The organism is Azoarcus sp. CIB, from assembly GCF_001190925.1.
Lineage (GTDB): Bacteria > Pseudomonadota > Gammaproteobacteria > Burkholderiales > Rhodocyclaceae > Aromatoleum.
In genome coordinates this window covers 500,596-518,492 of the sequence record NZ_CP011072.1, presented here as the reverse complement: position 1 = coordinate 518,492, position 17,897 = coordinate 500,596, and the positions used below count along the sequence as shown (strand labels likewise).

Genomic DNA, 17,897 nt, shown 5'->3' with positions numbered 1-17,897 from the left:
TCTCATCCCGCCAGCCTCATGCTCTCCCAGACCTCGGGCGTCCTTTCACCCGCCCTGCCGTTCCCGCTGTAGTTACGTTTACGTCAACGTAAACTAACCATCAAAAAAATCAAGTCCCGGCGCGCATGCGGCGAACGACTTCCGCGCGTTCTTCGGCGGCGCTGGACGTCTCGTGGCCGAGCAGTTCCGAGCACTGCCGCTCCAGCGAATCGATCTCGCCCAGCACGGCCTCGATGTCCTCGCGCTGCTGTTCGAGCGCGGCACGCCGGTCGGCGAGCACGACGAGAAAACGCAGCAACTGGGGCGCCGCGTTGCGCACGCCACCGTGCATCTCGATCAGCTCCTTGATCTCTGCGAGCGACAGGCCCAGGCGTTTACCGCGCAGCGTCAGCTTGAGGCGGGTGCGGTCGGATTTCGTGTAAACGCGGCTACGGCCGACACGCGAAGGCTTCAGCAGCCCCTGGTCTTCGTAGAAGCGGATCGCCCGCGGGGTCACGTCGAATTCCCGTGCGAGTTCCGTGATGGTGTAGGTTTGTTCGCTTGCCATTGGCCGACCGATCGAAGTAAAACCAGTCCGGAGCGGGCGCGTTGCGAGCCCACCAGCCCGGACAGGGCGAAAAAGTTAATCAGAATTCAGGGGTTTGGGCAATGCTCGATTGCTCCCCCTCCAGCGGAGACAGTGCAATGACGGCAAGCGGAGAACTGCAGTACCCCTTCGACCACACCCCCGGCGCGGGCGAAGTGAAGCAGGTCGCACCCGGCGTGGGCTGGGTGCGCATGCCGCTGCCCTTCGTGCTCAACCACATCAACCTGTGGGCGCTGGACGACGGCGACGCGCTCGCCGTCGTCGACACCGGCTTCGGCATCGACCCGGTACGCGACAGCTGGAACGCCATCCTCGACCGCGACCGGCGCCCGCTGTCGCGCATTGTCGTCACCCACAGCCACCCCGACCACCTCGGCCTCGCGAGCTGGCTCGCCGAGCGCGACGGCGCGCCGGTGCAGATGACGCAGGGCGAATTCCTCAACGGCCACACGATCTGGAACCAGATCGCGGGCAACGCCGTCGACGAGATGGTCGCCCACTTCGCCGCCCACGGCCTCGACCCCGCGCGCCAAGGGGCGCTGCGCGACCGCGGCAACTCGTACCGCCACGGCGTCCCCGCGCTGCCGACATCCTACCAGCGCATCTTCGACGGCGACGTGCTGCGCATCGGTGCGCACGACTGGCGCGTGATCGTCGGCTACGGCCACTCCCCCGAGCATGCGAGCCTGTATTGCGAGTCGCTCGGAGTGCTCATTTCGGGCGATATGCTGCTACCGCGCATCTCGACAAACGTCAGCGTTTACGCCCTCACGCCGGACGACGACCTGCTCGGCTGGTTTCTCGAATCATTAAACCGGTTCAAGGACTTGCCCGACGATACGCTCGTGCTACCATCACACGGGCATCCGTTCCGCGGTATCCGTGCGCGCATCGAACAACTCAATGTGCACCACCGTGAACGCTGCGATGCACTACTGGACGAAATCAAGACCCCCCACAGCGCTGGGGAACTGCTATCGACGCTGTTCCCCCGAGAGCTGGATACCCATCAGGTCATGTTCGCCATGGGAGAGGCGATTGCGCACCTCAACTACCTCGTCGCGCGCGGCGAGGTCCGCAAGGTGAGCGACCGGACAGGCATCATCCGATTCGAAAAATCAGCATGAAGACAGGAGCACGACAAGAGATGGCCGCACCAACCCCCGAGACAGTGTTCGCCGACCTGCCCGACCCGAAGGAAGTCGCGAAAACCTATGCCGAGGTCGCCCAGCGCGCCTCGCACCTCATCAGCGAACACGTCCAGCGTCAACTCAAGCGGGGCGTCAGCACCCCGAGCGACGAGCTGGGCATCGCGCAGGCCTTCATGGACATGATGGCCAAGCTGCTGGCCAACCCGTACAAGCTGGCGCAGTCGCAGATGAACCTGGTGTGGGACTACTTCTCGCTGTGGCAGCACTCGATGCTGCGCGTGATGGGCATGCACGGCGCGCCGATCGCCGAGCCGGAAAAGTCCGACAAGCGCTTCAAGGACGAGCAGTGGGAAGAGCACTTCCTGTTCGACTTCATCAAGCAGTCCTACCTGATCGCCGCGCGCCACGTGCATGACACCGTGTGCTGCGTAGACGGCCTCGACGAGCAGACGCAGAAAAAGGTCAATTTCTACACGCGCCAGTACATCGACGCACTGTCGCCGTCGAACTTCGCGCTGACCAACCCGGAAGTGTTCCGCGAGACGGTCAAGAACAACGGGCAGAACCTGATCAAGGGCCTGAACAACCTGCTGCGCGACATGGAAGACGGCGGCGGCCAGCTGCGCGTGCGCATGACCGACACCAGCGCCTTCGAGCTGGGCAAGAACGTCGGCACGACGCCGGGCAAGGTCGTGTTCCAGACCGACATGATGCAGCTGATCCAGTACACGCCGACGACGCAGAAGGCGTACAAGCGGCCGCTGCTGATCGTGCCGCCGTGGATCAACAAGTTCTACATCCTCGACCTGCGCGAGAAGAACTCGTACGTGAAGTGGTGCTTGGACCAGGGCCACACGGTGTTCGTGATCTCGTGGGTGAACCCGGATGAGCGCCAGTCCGAGAAGACTTTCGAGTCCTACGTGCTCGAAGGCATCATCGCGGCTCTCGATGCGATCGAGAAGCAGACCGGCGAGAAGGAAGTGAATGCCTGCGGCTACTGCCTGGGCGGCACGCTGCTGGCGACCACGCTCGCCTACCTTGCGGGCAAGAAGCAGAAGCGCATCGCCGCGGCGACCTTCTTCACGACCATGACCGACTTCACCGAGCCGGGCGAACTGGGCGTGTTCATCGACGAGCAGCAGGTGTCCAGCCTCGAGAAGAAGATGTTCGAGCGCGGCTACCTCGAAGGCGCGGAGATGGCGGGCACCTTCAACATGATGCGCGCCAACGACCTGATCTGGTCCTTCGTCGTGAATAACTACCTGATGGGCAAAGATCCGTTCCCGTTCGACCTGCTCTACTGGAACTCCGACTCGACGCGCATGCCGGCGAAGATGCACAGTTTCTACCTGCGCGCGCTGTACATGGAAAACCGCCTGGTCCAGGCCGGCGGCATCGAGATCGACGGCGTGCCGATCGACCTCGGCAAAATCAAGGTTCCCTGCTACTTCATCTCGACGCTGGAAGACCATATCGCGCCGTGGAAGAGCACCTACGCCGGCGCCACCCACTTCGGCGGCCCCGTGCGCTTCGTGCTGGGCGGCTCGGGCCACATCGCCGGCATCGTCAATCCGCCCGTCGCGAACAAGTACGGCTACTGGCTGAACCCGGCCGCGAAGCTTGCCGACACCGCCGACAAGTGGTTCGAGGGCGCCGAGCACCAGCAGGGCTCGTGGTGGACCGACTGGCAGGCTTGGGTCACCGCGCACGACTCGGAGCAGGTCGACGTGCGCGATCCGGCCAAGGGCAAGCTGAAGGTACTGGAAGACGCGCCGGGCTCCTACGTCAAGATCCGTCTCGACGCGAAACAGGCCGCCTGATTCCCGTCTGAGCCGTATCCGGCGTCAATGAACGCGAGGGGGCCCGGCCCCCTCGCTGTCGTTTACCGCCCCCCCCTTTACGCCCCCCCGCCAACCCGCCTTTCGACCCCAGCGATGCCCGCCGCCCTCCATTCCCCCTCGCCCGCCCCGTCCCCCCTGCGTCTCGTGCTCGACACGAATACCGTGATGGCGCTGTGGGCGTTCGAGGATCCTCGGCTGCAGCACCTGCGGCAGTGGATCGAGCACGACCGCGCGGTGCTGTTGGCCAATGCGGCAACGCTGGAGGAGTTGCGGCGCGTGCTCGCGTATCGCCAGTTCGCGATTCCTCCGGAGCGTCAGGCGGCCATCCTCGCGACCTACACCGGCCGCACGAGTGCGGTACCGGCGCCCGACGCTGCCGGGGACCCGCCTCCCCTGCCCGCCTGCGGCGACCGCGACGACCAGAAATTCCTCGAAGCCGCGCGCGACGGCAGTGCGAGCCATCTCGTCAGCCGCGACAAGCTGCTGCTGAAGCTCAACCGCCACCGGCTGGTGCGGCCGCTGTTCGCGATCATGACGCCCGAGGCGCTGGACGCCGCGCTGCGCACCGAGTCCGGCGCCTGAGGTTCCACGCGGCGGCGAGCCTCAGGTCGCTTCGGCCAGGGCGCGGCGCAATGCCGCCAGGTAGCGCAGGCCCGCGGCCGCGCGGCTGCCGTACCAGGACGCCATCTCGCCGTCGATCATCGCTGCCGGCCGCCCCGACAGCGCTGCGACTTCGGCGAGATGCCGCTCGCGGAAGCGGTAGGGTTCGCTCGACAGGAACACGCGCGCGACACCGGCCATCCACGGCGCCTGCCAGTCGATCTCCGGATAGCGCGCGCCCGCATCGGCGGGCAGCGTGTCCCACCCCACGGCCGCGAGCGTCGCCGAGATGTAGGTGTCGCGCGCGACGCTCATCCACGGCTCGCGCCAGATGAGGTACAGGACGTCCTCGCGCGGCAGCTCCCGTGCGACCGCCTGCGCCTGCGCCAGCGCCGCCTCCAGGTCCGCCGCAAGCCGTTCGGCCCGGCCTGCGCAGTGGAACACGCCGCCGAACAGGCGATACAGCTCGAGATTGTCCGCCGGCGCGCAGGGATGGGTAACGATCACGTTCGGCACGAAGGCGGCCAGTTCCTCGACCATTTCACGCCGGTTCTCGTCGATATTGACGATCAGATGGGTCGGCGCGAGCGCGCGCACGACGTCCATCTTCACGTCCTTCGTGCCGCCGACCTTGGGGATGGGTTTCAGGAGGGCGCGCGGATGCACGCAGAAGCCCGTGCGCCCCACCAGACGATCGGCGAGCCCGAGCGCGCACACCAGTTCGGTCAGCGAAGGCACGAGCGACACGATGCGCACCTCACCGATGGCTGGCCGGTGTTCGGTACCAAGGGCGTCGCAGAGGGGCGCGGCGACGTCGGCCGCGGGTGATATTTTCATCGACGTAATACCTGACCGGGAATCGCTCGCAATTGTAGGGCAGGCGCACCAACCGTGGGCCACGGCGCGGATGCCTGCGTCCTAGTCGGCTTCCCCGGCAACGGGAGACGCCAATTTTCCCTGTTTCGAGATATTGCGTTGCAGTATGCTAGCCCCCCAAACAGAACATCCAGGGGTTGTCGTGCGCACTGCCGACCGTGTGGAACACCCGACCGATGCGCCTGACGCCCACCAGCGTGCCGGACTGACCGGACTCGCTGTTTCGGCGATCGGTGTCGTCTATGGCGACATCGGCACCAGCCCGCTCTACACGCTGAAGGAAGTATTCAACGGCCCGCACGCCGTACCGGTGACCGAGGCGAACGTATACGGAATCCTGTCGCTGGTGTTCTGGGCGCTGATGCTGGTGGTGTCGGCCAAGTACGTGGTCTTCATCACCCGCGCCGACAACCGCGGCGAAGGCGGGATCATGGCGCTGACCTCGCTCGCGCTGCGCGTCGTCCCCGACGGCCGCAAGGCTTGGGTGCTGTCGTCGCTGGGGGTGTTCGGCGCGGCGCTGTTCTACGGCGACGGCATGATCACGCCGGCAATCTCGGTGCTGTCGGCGGTCGAAGGCCTCGAAGTCGCGACGCCGGCCTTCGCGCCCTATGTGCTACCGATCGCGCTCGTGGTCCTGGTGGGCCTCTTCATGATGCAGCGCCACGGCACTCAAAAAGTCGGGGCGGTGTTCGGACCGGTGATGGTGTGCTGGTTCCTCCTGCTGGCGGGCCTGGGTATCTCCGGCATCCGCCTGCACCCGGAAATCCTCGGCGCACTGAACCCCATGTGGGCCTTGGGATTCCTCGCCGACAACCCGCTGCTGGGCTGGCTCGGGCTGGGCGCCGTGGTGCTCGCAATCACCGGCGGCGAAGCGCTATACGCCGACATGGGCCACTTCGGCCGCAAGCCGATCAAGCTCGCCTGGTTCACGGTCGTGTTCCCGTCGCTGTACCTGAACTACCTCGGCCAGGGTGCGCTGATCCTCGACCACCCGGATAACGTCCGCAACCCGTTCTACCTGCTGGTGCCCGACGAGTTCGTGTATCCGATGGTCGGCATGGCGACGCTGGCGACCATCATCGCCAGCCAGGCCGTGATCTCGGGCGCCTACTCGCTGACGCGCCAGGCGATGCAGCTCGGCTACGCGCCGCGGATGCGCACGATCTTTACGTCGGCGCGCGAGATGGGCCAGATCTACGTGCCGAGCATCAACTGGATGCTGCTCGGCGCGGTGATCGCGCTGGTCGTCGGCTTCCGCTCGTCGAGCGCGCTGGCTTCGGCCTACGGCATCGCGGTGACAATGACGATGATGATCGACACGGTGCTCGCCTTCGTCGTCGTGCGCGCGCTGTGGGGCTGGGGAAAGGTGCAGGCGGGCCTCTTCCTCGCGGTGTTCCTCACCGTCGATATCGCTTTCTTCTCCGCAACCACGGTGAAGATCCTCGCCGGCGGCTGGTTCCCGCTGCTGATCGGGGCCGTGATCTTCACCTTCCTGACGACCTGGAAGCGCGGCCGCACGATGCTCAACAACCGCATCCGCACCGACACCATCCCGCTCGACCTGTTCATCCAGTCGATGTTCACGAGCCCCCCGCCGCGCGTCGCCGGTACGGCGGTGTTCCTGACGACCTGGCTCGACGGCGTGCCGCGCGCGCTGCTGCACAACATCCTGCACAACAAGGTGCTGCACGAGCGCGTGGTGGTGCTGCTGGTGCATACCGCGGACGTCTCCCACGTCGAGGAGAAGGACCGCATCGAGCTCGAGGAGGTCGACTACGGCTTCTACCGCCTGCGCCTGACCTTCGGCTTCATGGACGATCCGGACATCCCGGCCGAGCTGGCGCGCTGCGCCGAGCACGGACTCGCCTTCGAGACCATGGAGACCTCGTTCTTCCTCGGCCGCGAAACCATCGTCCGGCGCATGGGCTCGGGCATGGCACGCTGGCGCGAGCGCCTCTTCATCGTCATGTTCCGCAACGCCGGCAGCGCGGCCGACTACTTCCACCTGCCGCCGAACCGGGTGGTGGAACTGGGCACCCAAGTCGAGCTCTGATCTGAATCGCCTTTGTCGGCGACGATGACACGCCTCCGCAACAACTACCGCCGGCCCTCGCCGCCCCTTTTGATGCTTTACCGCCTGGTCGCCTGCGCGCTCGCGCTGTCGTGTTTCGCCGCACTGCCGGTCCGCGCAGGAGCGGCGCCGGAGCAATGGCAGGGCGCGGCGTTCGCCGGCGACCCGGCGGCCTTGGAGAAGCTCGCCACGGCCGGCGCCAAGGTCGTCCGTGTCTATGGCGAATCCGACGCGTGGGTGCTCGACGCGGCGCAACGCCTCGGCCTGCGGGTGGTGATGGGCCTGTCGGTCGCCTATCCGCGCGATGCCGACGCGCTGCGCGCCCAGGAGCAGCAGATCCGCCGCTTCGTCGAACGTCACCGCAAGCACCCGGCGCTGCTTGCGTGGGGCGTCGGCAACGAGGTCGAAACCGGCACAGCCGACCCCTTGCCGGCGTGGCGCGAGATCAACCGCCTCGCGGGCATCATCAAGACCATCGACCCTGCGCACCCGACCCTGATGGTCGTCGTCGATGGCGGCATCGAACGCCTGAAGCTGCTCGCCGCCTGCTGCGCCCACATCGACCTGCTGGGCATCAACGCCTATGCGGGGGCGGCTTATACCCTGCCGCAGCGCGTGCGCGACGCCGGCATCACGAAACCGGTCGTTATCGGCGAACTCGGGCCGCTGGGCCAGTGGCAGGCCGGGACGAAGCCGTGGGGCGCGCCGGTCGAGCCGACCAGCAGCGAGAAGGCCGTCTTCTTTCGCGACGTGCTCGCCTTCCTGCGCACGCAGCCGCAGATCGCCGGCACGTTTCCCTTCCTGTGGGGGGCCAAGCAGGAGCAGACGGAGACCTGGCACGGCCTGCTGCTCGCGGACGGCAGCCTCACCGCGATGAGCGACGCGCTGACGCTGGCGTGGGGCAAGCCGGTCGCGGAGCCTGCGCCGGCAATCCGCGGCATCGGCATCGCGGCGGACGCGTTCGCGCCGGGTCAGGAAGTTTCGGCCGGCGTGGATGCGGCGTCTTTCGATGGATCGCCGCTGCGCACCGAGTGGAAAGTGCTGGCCGAAGCGACCGACCTGCGCGGGGGCAGCGGTATCGAAACGCCCCCGGCTCGCATTGCGGTATCCGTGCTGCACGCCGACGCGGCCAGCGTGCGCTTCCTCGCCCCGCAGCAGCCGGGCGCCTATCGCCTCTTCATCACGATTCGCGACCACAAGGGCAAGGCGGCGACCGCGAACCTGCCCTTCCTCGTGCGCTGACGCGCGCCTTCAGTCCGCAAGCTGCGGCCGAGCGCCCTTGCCGCCGACGCGCCGGCCGACCACGTGCATTTCGCACTTCTTGCAGTCGAAGCGCAGCGTCAGCGGCTCGCGCACGACGCGCCCGTCCTCGCCGCGCTCCTGCCACAGCGTCATCGGGTCGGGGCGGATGCCCTTCACCTGCTTCGGGCACAAATTGAAGCTATAGCGCAGGCAGTGCTTGGTGATCATCAGCGACACGAGCCCGTCCTCGTGGTTCGCCTCGAAGGCGTCGGCGATCAGCTCGACGCCGTGCTTGCGGTAGAACTCGCGCGCGCGGGCGTTGAAGACGTTGCCGAGGTAGTTCAGCGAGGTGTCCGGGTAGCGCGCGGGCGGATCGACCGGGAGCGCACGCGACGGGCGCTGCCAGGCCGCTGCTCGCGTGGCCGTGAGCGCCTCGACCGCGGCACGGCGCAGCGCGTTAAGCTGCCCGACCGGCACGAACCAGGACTGCGCCGTGTCGATCGCCACATCGTCCGGCGCCGCGACGAACATCGTGCCGCCGAGTTTCGCGAGGTTGTCGCGCAGCGTCGTCTGTGCGCGCAGCGGATCGCGCGCCTCGGCCTTGTCGCAGGCGAGCGTGGCCATCGCGGAGATGCCGGTTTCGTCGGTCATCGTGAGCGCCAGCCCGTCCGCCACATCGCCAAGGCGCAGGTGCACCGGTACGCGACGCTCGGCCGACTTGCCGGCGAGCTGCTTCTCGAACACATGATCGACGTTGCGGTACAAGGTCGCGCCGCTCACGAGCCCCTGCGGCAGGTCGACGAGCTGGAGCCGGTCGCCGTCGACGCGATTGACGCGCGCGCCCAGCAACTCGCCCGCGGCGTTGAACCACGCCAGGCCGTCGCCGTTGGCGAGCGGCTCGGCCGCCTCGACGGTAACGAAGCGCCCGCTCACGCCCAGCACGCGGCCGACCGGCGCACCGACGAACTTGGGCGACTCGAACGATTCGATGTCGCCGTGGCGGCCATTCACGAAGTAGTCGGTGCTGCCGCGGTTGAAGGTCTTGTCCGGACGAGGCGTGAAGGAGAAGGTCGAGCGGCCCGCCGAACTGCGTGCGAGCTCCGGCCGCGCCTCGCGGATACGGTCGAGCGCCTGGCGGTAATGCGCCGTCACGTTCTTCACGTAGGCCAGATCCTTCAGCCGGCCCTCGATCTTGAACGAGCGGATACCGGCGTCGATCAGCGCCTCGAGGTTCGCCGTCTGGTCGTTGTCCTTCAGCGACAGCAGGTGCCGGCGATCGGCGACCGGCGTGCCGTCGGCGTCCTTCAGCGACCACGGCAGGCGGCACATCTGCGCGCATTCGCCGCGGTTCGCGCTGCGCCCGGTAAAGGCGTGGCTGATCGTGCATTGGCCCGAGTAGCTGACGCACAGCGCGCCGTGGATGAAGAACTCCAGCGCGCAGCGCTCGCGGTCGGTCGCCTCGGCGATCGCGCGGATCTGCCCCAGGTCGAGCTCTCGTGCCAGCACGATCTGAGAGAAGCCCACATCCTGCAGGAAGCGCGCCTTCGCCGGCGTGCGGATGTCGCACTGCGTGCTCGCGTGCAGCTGGATCGGCGGCAGGTCCAGCTCCAGCAGGCCCATGTCCTGCACGATCAGCGCATCGACGCCGGCCTCGTACGCCTGGACGATCACCTTACGCGCGTCTTCCAGTTCGTCGTCGCGCAGGATGGTGTTGAGGGCGAGCAGCACGCGCGCGGAATAACGATGCGCGTGCGCGGCGAGCGCCGCGATGTCCGCCATGCTGTTGCCGGCCGACGCGCGCGCGCCGAACGACGGCCCGCCTATATACACGGCGTCGGCGCCGTGCTCGATCGCGGCAATGCCGGATTCGAGGTTGCGGGCGGGAGCGAGAAGTTCGAGGGCGAAGGCGTGCGACATCGGAGAAAGCGGGCGAATCGGAGGGGCGCCCGACGTATCGCGGACGGCCTCGAATGATAGGCCTTTTCCCGCCGCGCCGTCGCGGATCACGCGCCCCCGACGGGCCGCTGTAACAAATCGTCACAGCCCGTGAAATCCTTCACATGAACGGCCGCCCGCCTGTACCTCCGGCCAATACCGTCCGGACGTCCCCAGCCCTATTCTGTTACCGAGTGTAAAAGGATTCCCGCGCAGCCGCCCCGGCGGCTTCGCCAGACGATCAGAGGAGCAGGGAAAATGGCACAAGCGATTGCGGTAGTCGTGGCGGTCACGGGCAGGGCATTTGCGCGCGATGTGAAAGGCAACCTGCGTCCGCTCAAGGCGGGTGACACGCTGCAGGAAGGCGAAGTCGTCATCACGATGTCTGGTGGCCACGTCGAATTGGCGATGGCGGACGGTGCGCCGATGGAGATCGCGTCGGACCAGACCGTGACGCTGACCGCGGATGTGTCCGCGACGACCCGTCCCGGCCGCGAGGACGCCCAAGTCTCTCAGGATACCGTCGACCAGGTGATCCAGGCCCTTGAACAGGGCGGCAACCTCGACGACCTCGAAGCCCCTGCGGCCGGCCTGGCCGGCGGCGGTGGTGGCGAAGGCAGCAGCTTCGTGCGCCTGCTGCGGATCTCGGAGGGGGTGAATCCGCTCGAGTTCGAGTACGGACAGGAAACGACGAACCGCGTGCTGGCGGAGGAAGCGACCCTGCCTGCAGAAGATCCCGCGATCCCGCGCGTGGCAATCGACATCGTCGACAGCCAGCTGACCGACGCCGATGCGAGTTCGCTCGTGACCTTCACGTTCACGACTGCCCCCGTGGGCTTTGCGATCGAGGATGTCGTCGCCGTCGGCGGCACGGTCAGCAACCTGCAACCGACCGACGATCCGCGCGTCTACACGGCCACCTTCACCGCGACCGACGGCTTTGCGGGCACAGCCAGCGTGAGCGTGTCGAACGGCGCATATACGGACGCAGCGGGCACTTCCGGCACCGGGGGTAGCGACAGCGTGCCTGTCGATCGCAGCAACCCCGAGGTGTCGCTCGACATCGTGATCGGCCAGCTCAACGACACGACCAACACGTCCCCGGTTACCTTCACATTCAGCGAACCTCCAGTAGGCTTCACGATCGATGACGTGATCGTCGGCGGCGGCGTGGTAACGAACCTCCAGCCGACGAACGACCCGCTGGTCTACACCGCCACCTTCACCGCGAATGACGGCTTCACCGGCACAGGCACCGTGAGCGTCGCCGACGGGACCTATACGGACGAGGCTGGCAATCCTGGCACGGGCGACATCGATACCGTTCCCGTCGATACCGCGAACCCCAACCTCACGCTCGACATCGAGATCGCCGAACTCAACGATGGCGAGATCAGCTCGCCCGTCACCTTCACCTTCAGCGAAGCCCCGGTCGGATTCACCATCGAGGACGTCATCGTCGATGGCGGCACGGTCACCAACCTGCAGCCCACTGACGACCCGCGCGTCTACACCGGCACCTTTACGGCGACTGACGGCTATACGGGCACTGGAACGGTCAGCGTGGCCGACGGCGCTTACACTGACGACCAGGGGAACCTTGGCACGGGCGACGTCGACACGGTGCCGATCGACAGGACGAACCCCACGCTTCCCGTCAACATCGTCGACACCCAGCTCAACGACGCGGACAGCAGCTCGGTGGTGACGTTCACCTTCAGCGAGGTACCGGTCGGCTTCTCGATCGACGACATCGTCGCCGTTGGCGGCGCCGTCACCAACCTGCAGCCCACTGACAACCCGCTGGTGTTCACTGCGACCTTCACCGCGACCGACGGCTTCACCGGCACTGCCAGCGTCAGCGTCGCCGACGGCACGTATACGGACATTCACGGAAATATTGGCACGGGTGGCACCGACACCGTGCCGGTCGACACGCTCAATCCTACTCTCGCTGTCGACATCGTCGATGCTGCGCTCAACGACAGCGACTCGAGCTCGCTCGTAACCTTCACTTTCAGCGCGGCACCGACCGGCTTCTCGATCGACGACATCGTCACCGTCGGCGGCACCGTCACCGACCTGCAGCCTACGAGCGATCCGCTGGTGTTCACTGCCACCTTCACCGCGACCGACGGCTTCTCCGGCACCGCCGGAGTGAGCGTCACGGATGGCGCCTATACCGACGCCCAAGGCAACGTCGGCGCCGGCGGCAGCGACACCGTCCCGGTCGATCGCTCCAACCCGACCCTCGCGGTCGATATCGTCGATGCTGCGCTCAATGACGGCGACAGCAGCTCGCTCGTGACCTTCACCTTCAGCGAAGCGCCGGTCGGATTCACCGCCGGCGACATCATCGCCATTGGCGGCGCCGTCACCGACCTGCAGCCCACCGCCGATCCGCTCGTGTTCACTGCGACCTTCACGGCGACCGACGGCTTCTCCGGCACCGCCAGCGTCAGCGTCGCCGACAACCTCTACACCGATGCGGCCGGCAACCAGGGTACCGGCGGCAGCGACGCTGTCCCGGTCGATCGCTCCAACCCGACCCTCGCCGTCGATATTGTCGATGCCGCGCTCAATGACAGCGACGCCAGCTCGGTGGTGACCTTCACCTTCAGCGAAGCGCCGGTCGGCTTCTCCGAGACGGATATCGTCGCCGTTGGCGGCACCGTGACCGGACTCACCGCCACCGCCGATCCGAAGGTCTTCACCGCCACATTCACCGCGACCGACGGCTTCTCCGGCACCGCCGGGGTGAGCGTCGCGGATGGCGCCTATACCGACGCCCAAGGCAACGTCGGCGCCGGCGGCAGCGACACCGTCCCAGTCGATCGCTCCAACCCGACCCTCGCCGTCGATATCGTCGATGCCGCGCTCAACGACAGCGACGCCAGCTCGCTCGTGACCTTCACGTTCAGCGAGGCACCGGTCGGCTTCACCGCCGACGACATCGTCGCCATCGGCGGTGCCGTCACCGACCTGCAGCCCACGGCCGATCCGCTGGTGTTCACCGCCACCTTCACCGCAACCGACGGCTTCTCCGGCACCGCCAGCGTCAGCGTCGCCGACAACCTCTACGCCGATGCGGCCGGCAACCTCGGCACCGGCGGCAACGACACCGTCCCGGTCGATCGCTCCAACCCGACCCTCGCGGTCGATATCGTCGATGCTGCGCTCAATGACGGCGACAGCAGCTCGCTCGTGACCTTCACCTTCAGCGAGGCGCCGGTCGGCTTCTCCGCGACCGACATCGTCGCCGTCGGCGGCACCGTAACGGGGCTCACCGCCACCGCCGATCCGAAGGTGTTCACCGCCACCTTCACCGCGACCGACGGCTTCGCCGGCACCGCCAGCGTCAGCGTCGCCGACAACCTGTACACGGATGCGGCCGGCAACCAGGGCACTGGCGGCAGCGACACCGTCCCGGTCGATCGCTCCAACCCGACCCTCGCCGTCGATATCGTCGACGCGTCGCTCAACGACAGCGACACCAGCTCGCTCGTGACCTTCACCTTCAGCGAGGCGCCGGTCGGCTTCTCCGAGACCGACATCGTCGCCGTCGGCGGTACCGTCACCGACCTGCAGCCCACAGCCGATCCGCTGGTGTTCACTGCGCTCTTCACCGCAACCGACGGTTTCTCCGGCTCCGCCAGCGTCAGCGTCGCCGACAATCTCTACACCGATGCGGCTGGCAACCAAGGCACCGGCGGCAGTGACACCGTTCCGGTCGACACGCTTAATCCGAGCCTCATCGTCGACATCGTCGACCCCGCTCTTAACGACGCCGACAATACTTCTGAGGTGACCTTCACCTTCAGCACCGCCCCTGTCGGCTTTGAAGACGGCGATATCGTCGCCGTCGGTGGCGCCGTGACGGGGCTCACCGCCACTGCCGATCCGAAGGTCTTCACCGCGACCTTTACGGCAACCGACGGTTTCGCCGGCACCGCCAGCGTCAGCGTCGCGGATGGCGCCTACACGGACGCTCAGGGCAACGTCGGCTCCGGCGGCAGCGACACCGTGCCGGTCGACACGCTCAACCCGACCCTCGCCGTCGATATCGTCGACGCGTCGCTCAACGACAGCGACACCAGCTCGGTGGTGACCTTCACCTTCAGCGAGGCGCCGGTCGGCTTCGCCGAGACGGACATCGTCGCCGTTGGCGGCACCGTGACGGGGCTCACCGCCACCGCCGATCCGAAGGTCTTCACCGCCACCTTCACCGCGACCGACGGCTTCGCCGGCACCGCCAGCGTCAGCGTCGCCGACAACCTCTACACCGATGCGGCCGGCAACCAAGGCGCCGGCGGCAGCGACACCGTCCCGGTCGATCGCTCCAACCCGACCCTCGCCGTCGATATCGTCGACGCGTCGCTCAATGACGCCGACACCAGCTCGGTGGTGACCTTCACCTTCAGCGAAGCGCCGGTCGGCTTCTCCGAGACGGACATCGTCGCCGTCGGCGGAACCGTGACCGGCCTCACCGCCACCGCCGATCCGAAGGTGTTCACTGCCACCTTCACCGCGACCGACGGCTTCTCCGGCACCGCCAGCGTCAGCGTCGCCGACAACCTCTACACCGATGCGGCCGGCAACCAAGGCGCCGGCGGCAGCGACACCGTCCCGGTCGATCGCTCCAACCCGACCCTCGCCGTCGATATCGTCGACGCGTCGCTCAATGACGCCGACGCCAGCTCGGTGGTGACCTTCACCTTCAGCGAAGCGCCGGTCGGATTCGCGGCTACCGACATCGTTGCCGTCGGCGGCACGGTGACGGGGCTCACCGCCACCGCCGACCCGAAGGTCTTCACCGCCACCTTCACCGCAACCGACGGCTTCTCCGGTACCGCCAGCGTCAGCGTCGCCGACAACCTCTACACCGACGCGGCCGGCAACCAGGGCTCCGGCGGCAGCGACACCGTCCCGGTCGATCGCTCCAACCCGACCCTCGCCGTCAATATCGTCGACGCGTCGCTCAACGACAGCGACACCAGCTCGGTGGTGACCTTCACCTTCAGCGAAGCGCCGGTCGGCTTCGCCGAGACGGACATCGTCGCCGTCGGCGGCACCGTGACGGGCCTCACCGCCACCGCCGACCCGAAGGTGTTCACCGCCACCTTCACCGCGACCGACGGCTTCGCCGGTACCGCCAGCGTCAGCGTCGCCGACAACCTCTACACCGATGCGGCCGGCAACCAGGGCTCCGGCGGCAGCGACACGGTCCCGGTCGATCGCTCCAACCCGACCCTCGCCGTCGATATCGTCGACGCGTCGCTCAACGACGCCGACACCAGCTCGGTGGTGACCTTCACCTTCAGCGAAGCGCCGGTCGGCTTCGCCGAGACGGACATCGTCGCCGTTGGCGGCACCGTGACGGGGCTCACCGCCACCGCCGATCCGAAGGTCTTCACCGCCACCTTCACCGCGACCGACGGCTTCGCCGGCACCGCCAGCGTCAGCGTCGCCGACAACCTCTACACCGACGCGGCCGGCAACCAGGGCACCGGCGGCAGCGACACCGTCCCGGTCGATCGCTCCAATCCGACCCTCGCCGTCGACATCGTCGACGCCGCGCTCAATGACGGCGACAGCAGCTCGGTGGTGACCTTCACCTTCAGCGAGGCGCCGGTCGGATTTACCGCGGCCGACATCGTCGCCGTTGGCGGCACCGTGACGGGGCTCACCGCCACCGCCGACCCGAAGGTCTTCACCGCCACCTTCACCGCAACCGACGGCTTCTCCGGTACCGCCAGCGTCAGCGTCGCCGACAACCTCTACACCGACGCGGCCGGCAACCAGGGCACCGGCGGCAGCGACACCGTGCCGGTCGATCGCTCCAACCCGACCCTCGCCGTCGATATCGTCGACGCGTCGCTCAACGACGCCGACACCAGCTCGGTGGTGACCTTCACCTTCAGCGAAGCGCCGGTCGGCTTCGCCGAAACGGACATCGTCGCCGTCGGCGGTGCCGTGACGGGGCTCACCGCCACCGCCGACCCGAAGGTGTTCACCGCCACCTTCACCGCGACCGACGGCTTCTCCGGTACCGCCAGCGTCAGCGTCGCCGACAACCTCTACACCGACGCGGCCGGCAACCAGGGCACCGGCGGCAGCGACACCGTCCCGGTCGATCGCTCCAACCCGACCCTCGCCGTCGATATCGTCGATGCGGGGCTCAACGATATCGACACCGACTCGCTCGTCACCTTCACCTTCAGCGAGGCGCCGGTCGGATTCGCGGCTACCGACATCGTTGCCGTCGGCGGCACCGTAACCGGCCTCACCGCCACTGCGAATCCGCTGGTCTACACCGCCACCTTCACTGCAGATGCGGGATTTACCGGCACCGCGAGCGTGAGCGTCGCCAACAACCTCTACACCGACACCGCAGGCAATCTCGGCAGCGGCGGCAGCGATACGGTACCGGTCACCCTCCCGCCGATCATCTATGACGGCTCTGACTGGCAGGTGCAGAACAACAACATCCAGCCGAAGGGCAACGGCAGCATCACCTTCACGGCCGGAGCCTCGATCCACTTTGACTTCCACGTCAAGGATGGCGATGCAGCACTCGCATTCGACGCCGCGAGCAAGTTCTATCTGAAGACCGGTATGACGGCGACTATCGACAAGATCTTCAACGATACGAACGAAACAGTGTTCCGCATCACGCTGACGAACACGACCGCCGCGCAGCTCTCGATCGGCAACAGCGAGCAACTGGGCCTCGTTTGGAGCAACGTCACCAATGTCGCCAACGACGTCTCGTTGATCAACTCCGACGAGTACGTGCTCCTCAACAACGACGGCTCGTCGATCAAGGTCGCCACGACCTCGTTCGCTGACAGCACCACCGTCAGCGAAGGCCAGGACTTTATCTGGCTGTCGAGCAGCAAGACCGGTCAGGAGTTCGTAAAGAGCCCGATTTCCACCGGCGAAGGCGGTCAGACGGTCGCGGCCAGTGGCGGTGACGACATCATCTATGGCAACCCCGGCACGAACACCGCCGGGCCGACCAACGACACGCTCTCGGGCGGCGCCGGCAACGACCTGATCGATGGTCGTGCGGGCCACGACGTCATCGACGGCGGCACGGGTGACGACAACCTCCTCGGCGGATACGGCAATGACACGCTCACGGGCGGCGACGGAAACGACAAGCTATGGGGCGACGCAGGCAACGACACGCTTTCGGGCGGAGCCGGCAGCGACACCCTGACGGGCGGCCTCGGTGCCGACACCTTCAAGTGGTCCCTCGCCGACGCCGGTACCTCCCCGGTGCCCATCGACACGATCAAGGACTTCAACGCGGCGGCCTACGGCTCCGGTGGCGATCGCCTCGATCTGAAGGACCTGCTGGAAGGTTCGTCCGCGACCAATGAAAGCCTGGGGAACTACCTCGACTTCGCCTACAACAGCACCACCAAGGCGACGACGATCTCGGTGCACTCTGGCGGCACCGGAACGCCGATCGATCAGGTCATCGTGCTTGAAAACGTCGATCTGGTCACGGGTTTCGCAGACGACGCGGCGATCATCACCGACCTCATGACCAAGGGCAAACTCATCACCGACTGACGCCCTGACGGTTC

The 17,897-nt window shown here is 66.9% G+C and carries 9 protein-coding genes; 6 read left to right on the top strand and 3 right to left on the bottom strand.

The window, feature by feature from the left end; all coding sequences use genetic code 11:
• Positions 1–109 precede the first annotated feature (109 nt).
• Positions 110–547: a MerR family transcriptional regulator gene (locus AzCIB_RS02105; protein ID WP_050414376.1), complete on the bottom strand. Its 438-nt coding sequence runs from the start codon at positions 545–547 to the stop codon at positions 110–112.
• Positions 548–684: 137 nt separating this feature from the next.
• On the opposite strand from AzCIB_RS02105, the gene AzCIB_RS02100 reads away from it, so the two are divergent.
• The 3 genes from AzCIB_RS02100 (at position 685) to AzCIB_RS02090 (ending at position 4,160) form a co-directional block, all read left to right on the top strand.
• Entirely contained in the window at positions 685–1,713 is a 1,029-nt protein-coding gene (locus AzCIB_RS02100; protein ID WP_050414375.1) for an MBL fold metallo-hydrolase, read from the top strand.
• A 20-nt stretch (positions 1,714–1,733) separates the two neighbouring features.
• Positions 1,734–3,557, top strand: coding sequence for a PHA/PHB synthase family protein (locus AzCIB_RS02095; protein ID WP_050414374.1), 1,824 nt, complete (start codon positions 1,734–1,736; stop codon positions 3,555–3,557).
• A 114-nt stretch (positions 3,558–3,671) separates the two neighbouring features.
• Positions 3,672–4,160: a PIN domain-containing protein gene (locus tag AzCIB_RS02090; protein ID WP_050414373.1), complete on the top strand. Its 489-nt coding sequence runs from the start codon at positions 3,672–3,674 to the stop codon at positions 4,158–4,160.
• Between the two features lie 21 nt (positions 4,161–4,181).
• On the opposite strand, the gene AzCIB_RS02085 is transcribed toward AzCIB_RS02090, so the two are convergent.
• Entirely contained in the window at positions 4,182–5,015 is an 834-nt protein-coding gene (locus AzCIB_RS02085) for a helical backbone metal receptor (protein ID WP_050414372.1), read from the bottom strand.
• A gap of 181 nt (positions 5,016–5,196) precedes the next feature.
• Here AzCIB_RS02085 and AzCIB_RS02080 point away from each other — a divergent pair, with 181 nt between their 5' ends.
• Entirely contained in the window at positions 5,197–7,107 is a 1,911-nt protein-coding gene (locus AzCIB_RS02080) for a potassium transporter Kup (RefSeq protein ID WP_050414371.1), read from the top strand.
• 24 nt (positions 7,108–7,131) lie between these two features.
• A complete protein-coding gene (locus AzCIB_RS02075; protein WP_083447120.1) occupies positions 7,132–8,367 on the top strand; it encodes a glycoside hydrolase family 2 TIM barrel-domain containing protein in 1,236 nt (411 codons plus the stop codon).
• A 9-nt stretch (positions 8,368–8,376) separates the two neighbouring features.
• Here the strand turns inward: AzCIB_RS02075 and AzCIB_RS02070 are convergent, their stop codons facing one another.
• The gene (locus AzCIB_RS02070; RefSeq protein WP_050414370.1) at positions 8,377–10,284 is read right to left on the bottom strand and encodes a peptidase U32 family protein; all 1,908 of its coding nucleotides are present in this window, start codon (positions 10,282–10,284) and stop codon (positions 8,377–8,379) included.
• A 276-nt stretch (positions 10,285–10,560) separates the two neighbouring features.
• Here AzCIB_RS02070 and AzCIB_RS02065 point away from each other — a divergent pair, with 276 nt between their 5' ends.
• The gene (locus tag AzCIB_RS02065) at positions 10,561–17,883 is read left to right on the top strand and encodes a retention module-containing protein (protein WP_050414369.1); all 7,323 of its coding nucleotides are present in this window, start codon (positions 10,561–10,563) and stop codon (positions 17,881–17,883) included.
• Positions 17,884–17,897: the final 14 nt, after the last annotated feature.

Bases quoted from the DNA above. Each gene is read 5' to 3' on its own strand.
- AzCIB_RS02105 (WP_050414376.1), bottom strand. From the start codon at position 547: ATGGCAAGCGAACAAACCTACACCATCACGGAACTCGCACGGGAATTC.
- AzCIB_RS02100 (WP_050414375.1), top strand. From the start codon at position 685: ATGACGGCAAGCGGAGAACTGCAGTACCCCTTCGACCACACCCCCGGC.
- AzCIB_RS02095 (WP_050414374.1), top strand. From the start codon at position 1,734: ATGGCCGCACCAACCCCCGAGACAGTGTTCGCCGACCTGCCCGACCCG.
- AzCIB_RS02090 (WP_050414373.1), top strand. From the start codon at position 3,672: ATGCCCGCCGCCCTCCATTCCCCCTCGCCCGCCCCGTCCCCCCTGCGT.
- AzCIB_RS02085 (WP_050414372.1), bottom strand. From the start codon at position 5,015: ATGAAAATATCACCCGCGGCCGACGTCGCCGCGCCCCTCTGCGACGCC.
- AzCIB_RS02075 (WP_083447120.1), top strand. From the start codon at position 7,132: ATGACACGCCTCCGCAACAACTACCGCCGGCCCTCGCCGCCCCTTTTG.
- AzCIB_RS02070 (WP_050414370.1), bottom strand. From the start codon at position 10,284: ATGTCGCACGCCTTCGCCCTCGAACTTCTCGCTCCCGCCCGCAACCTC.
- AzCIB_RS02065 (WP_050414369.1), top strand. From the start codon at position 10,561: ATGGCACAAGCGATTGCGGTAGTCGTGGCGGTCACGGGCAGGGCATTT.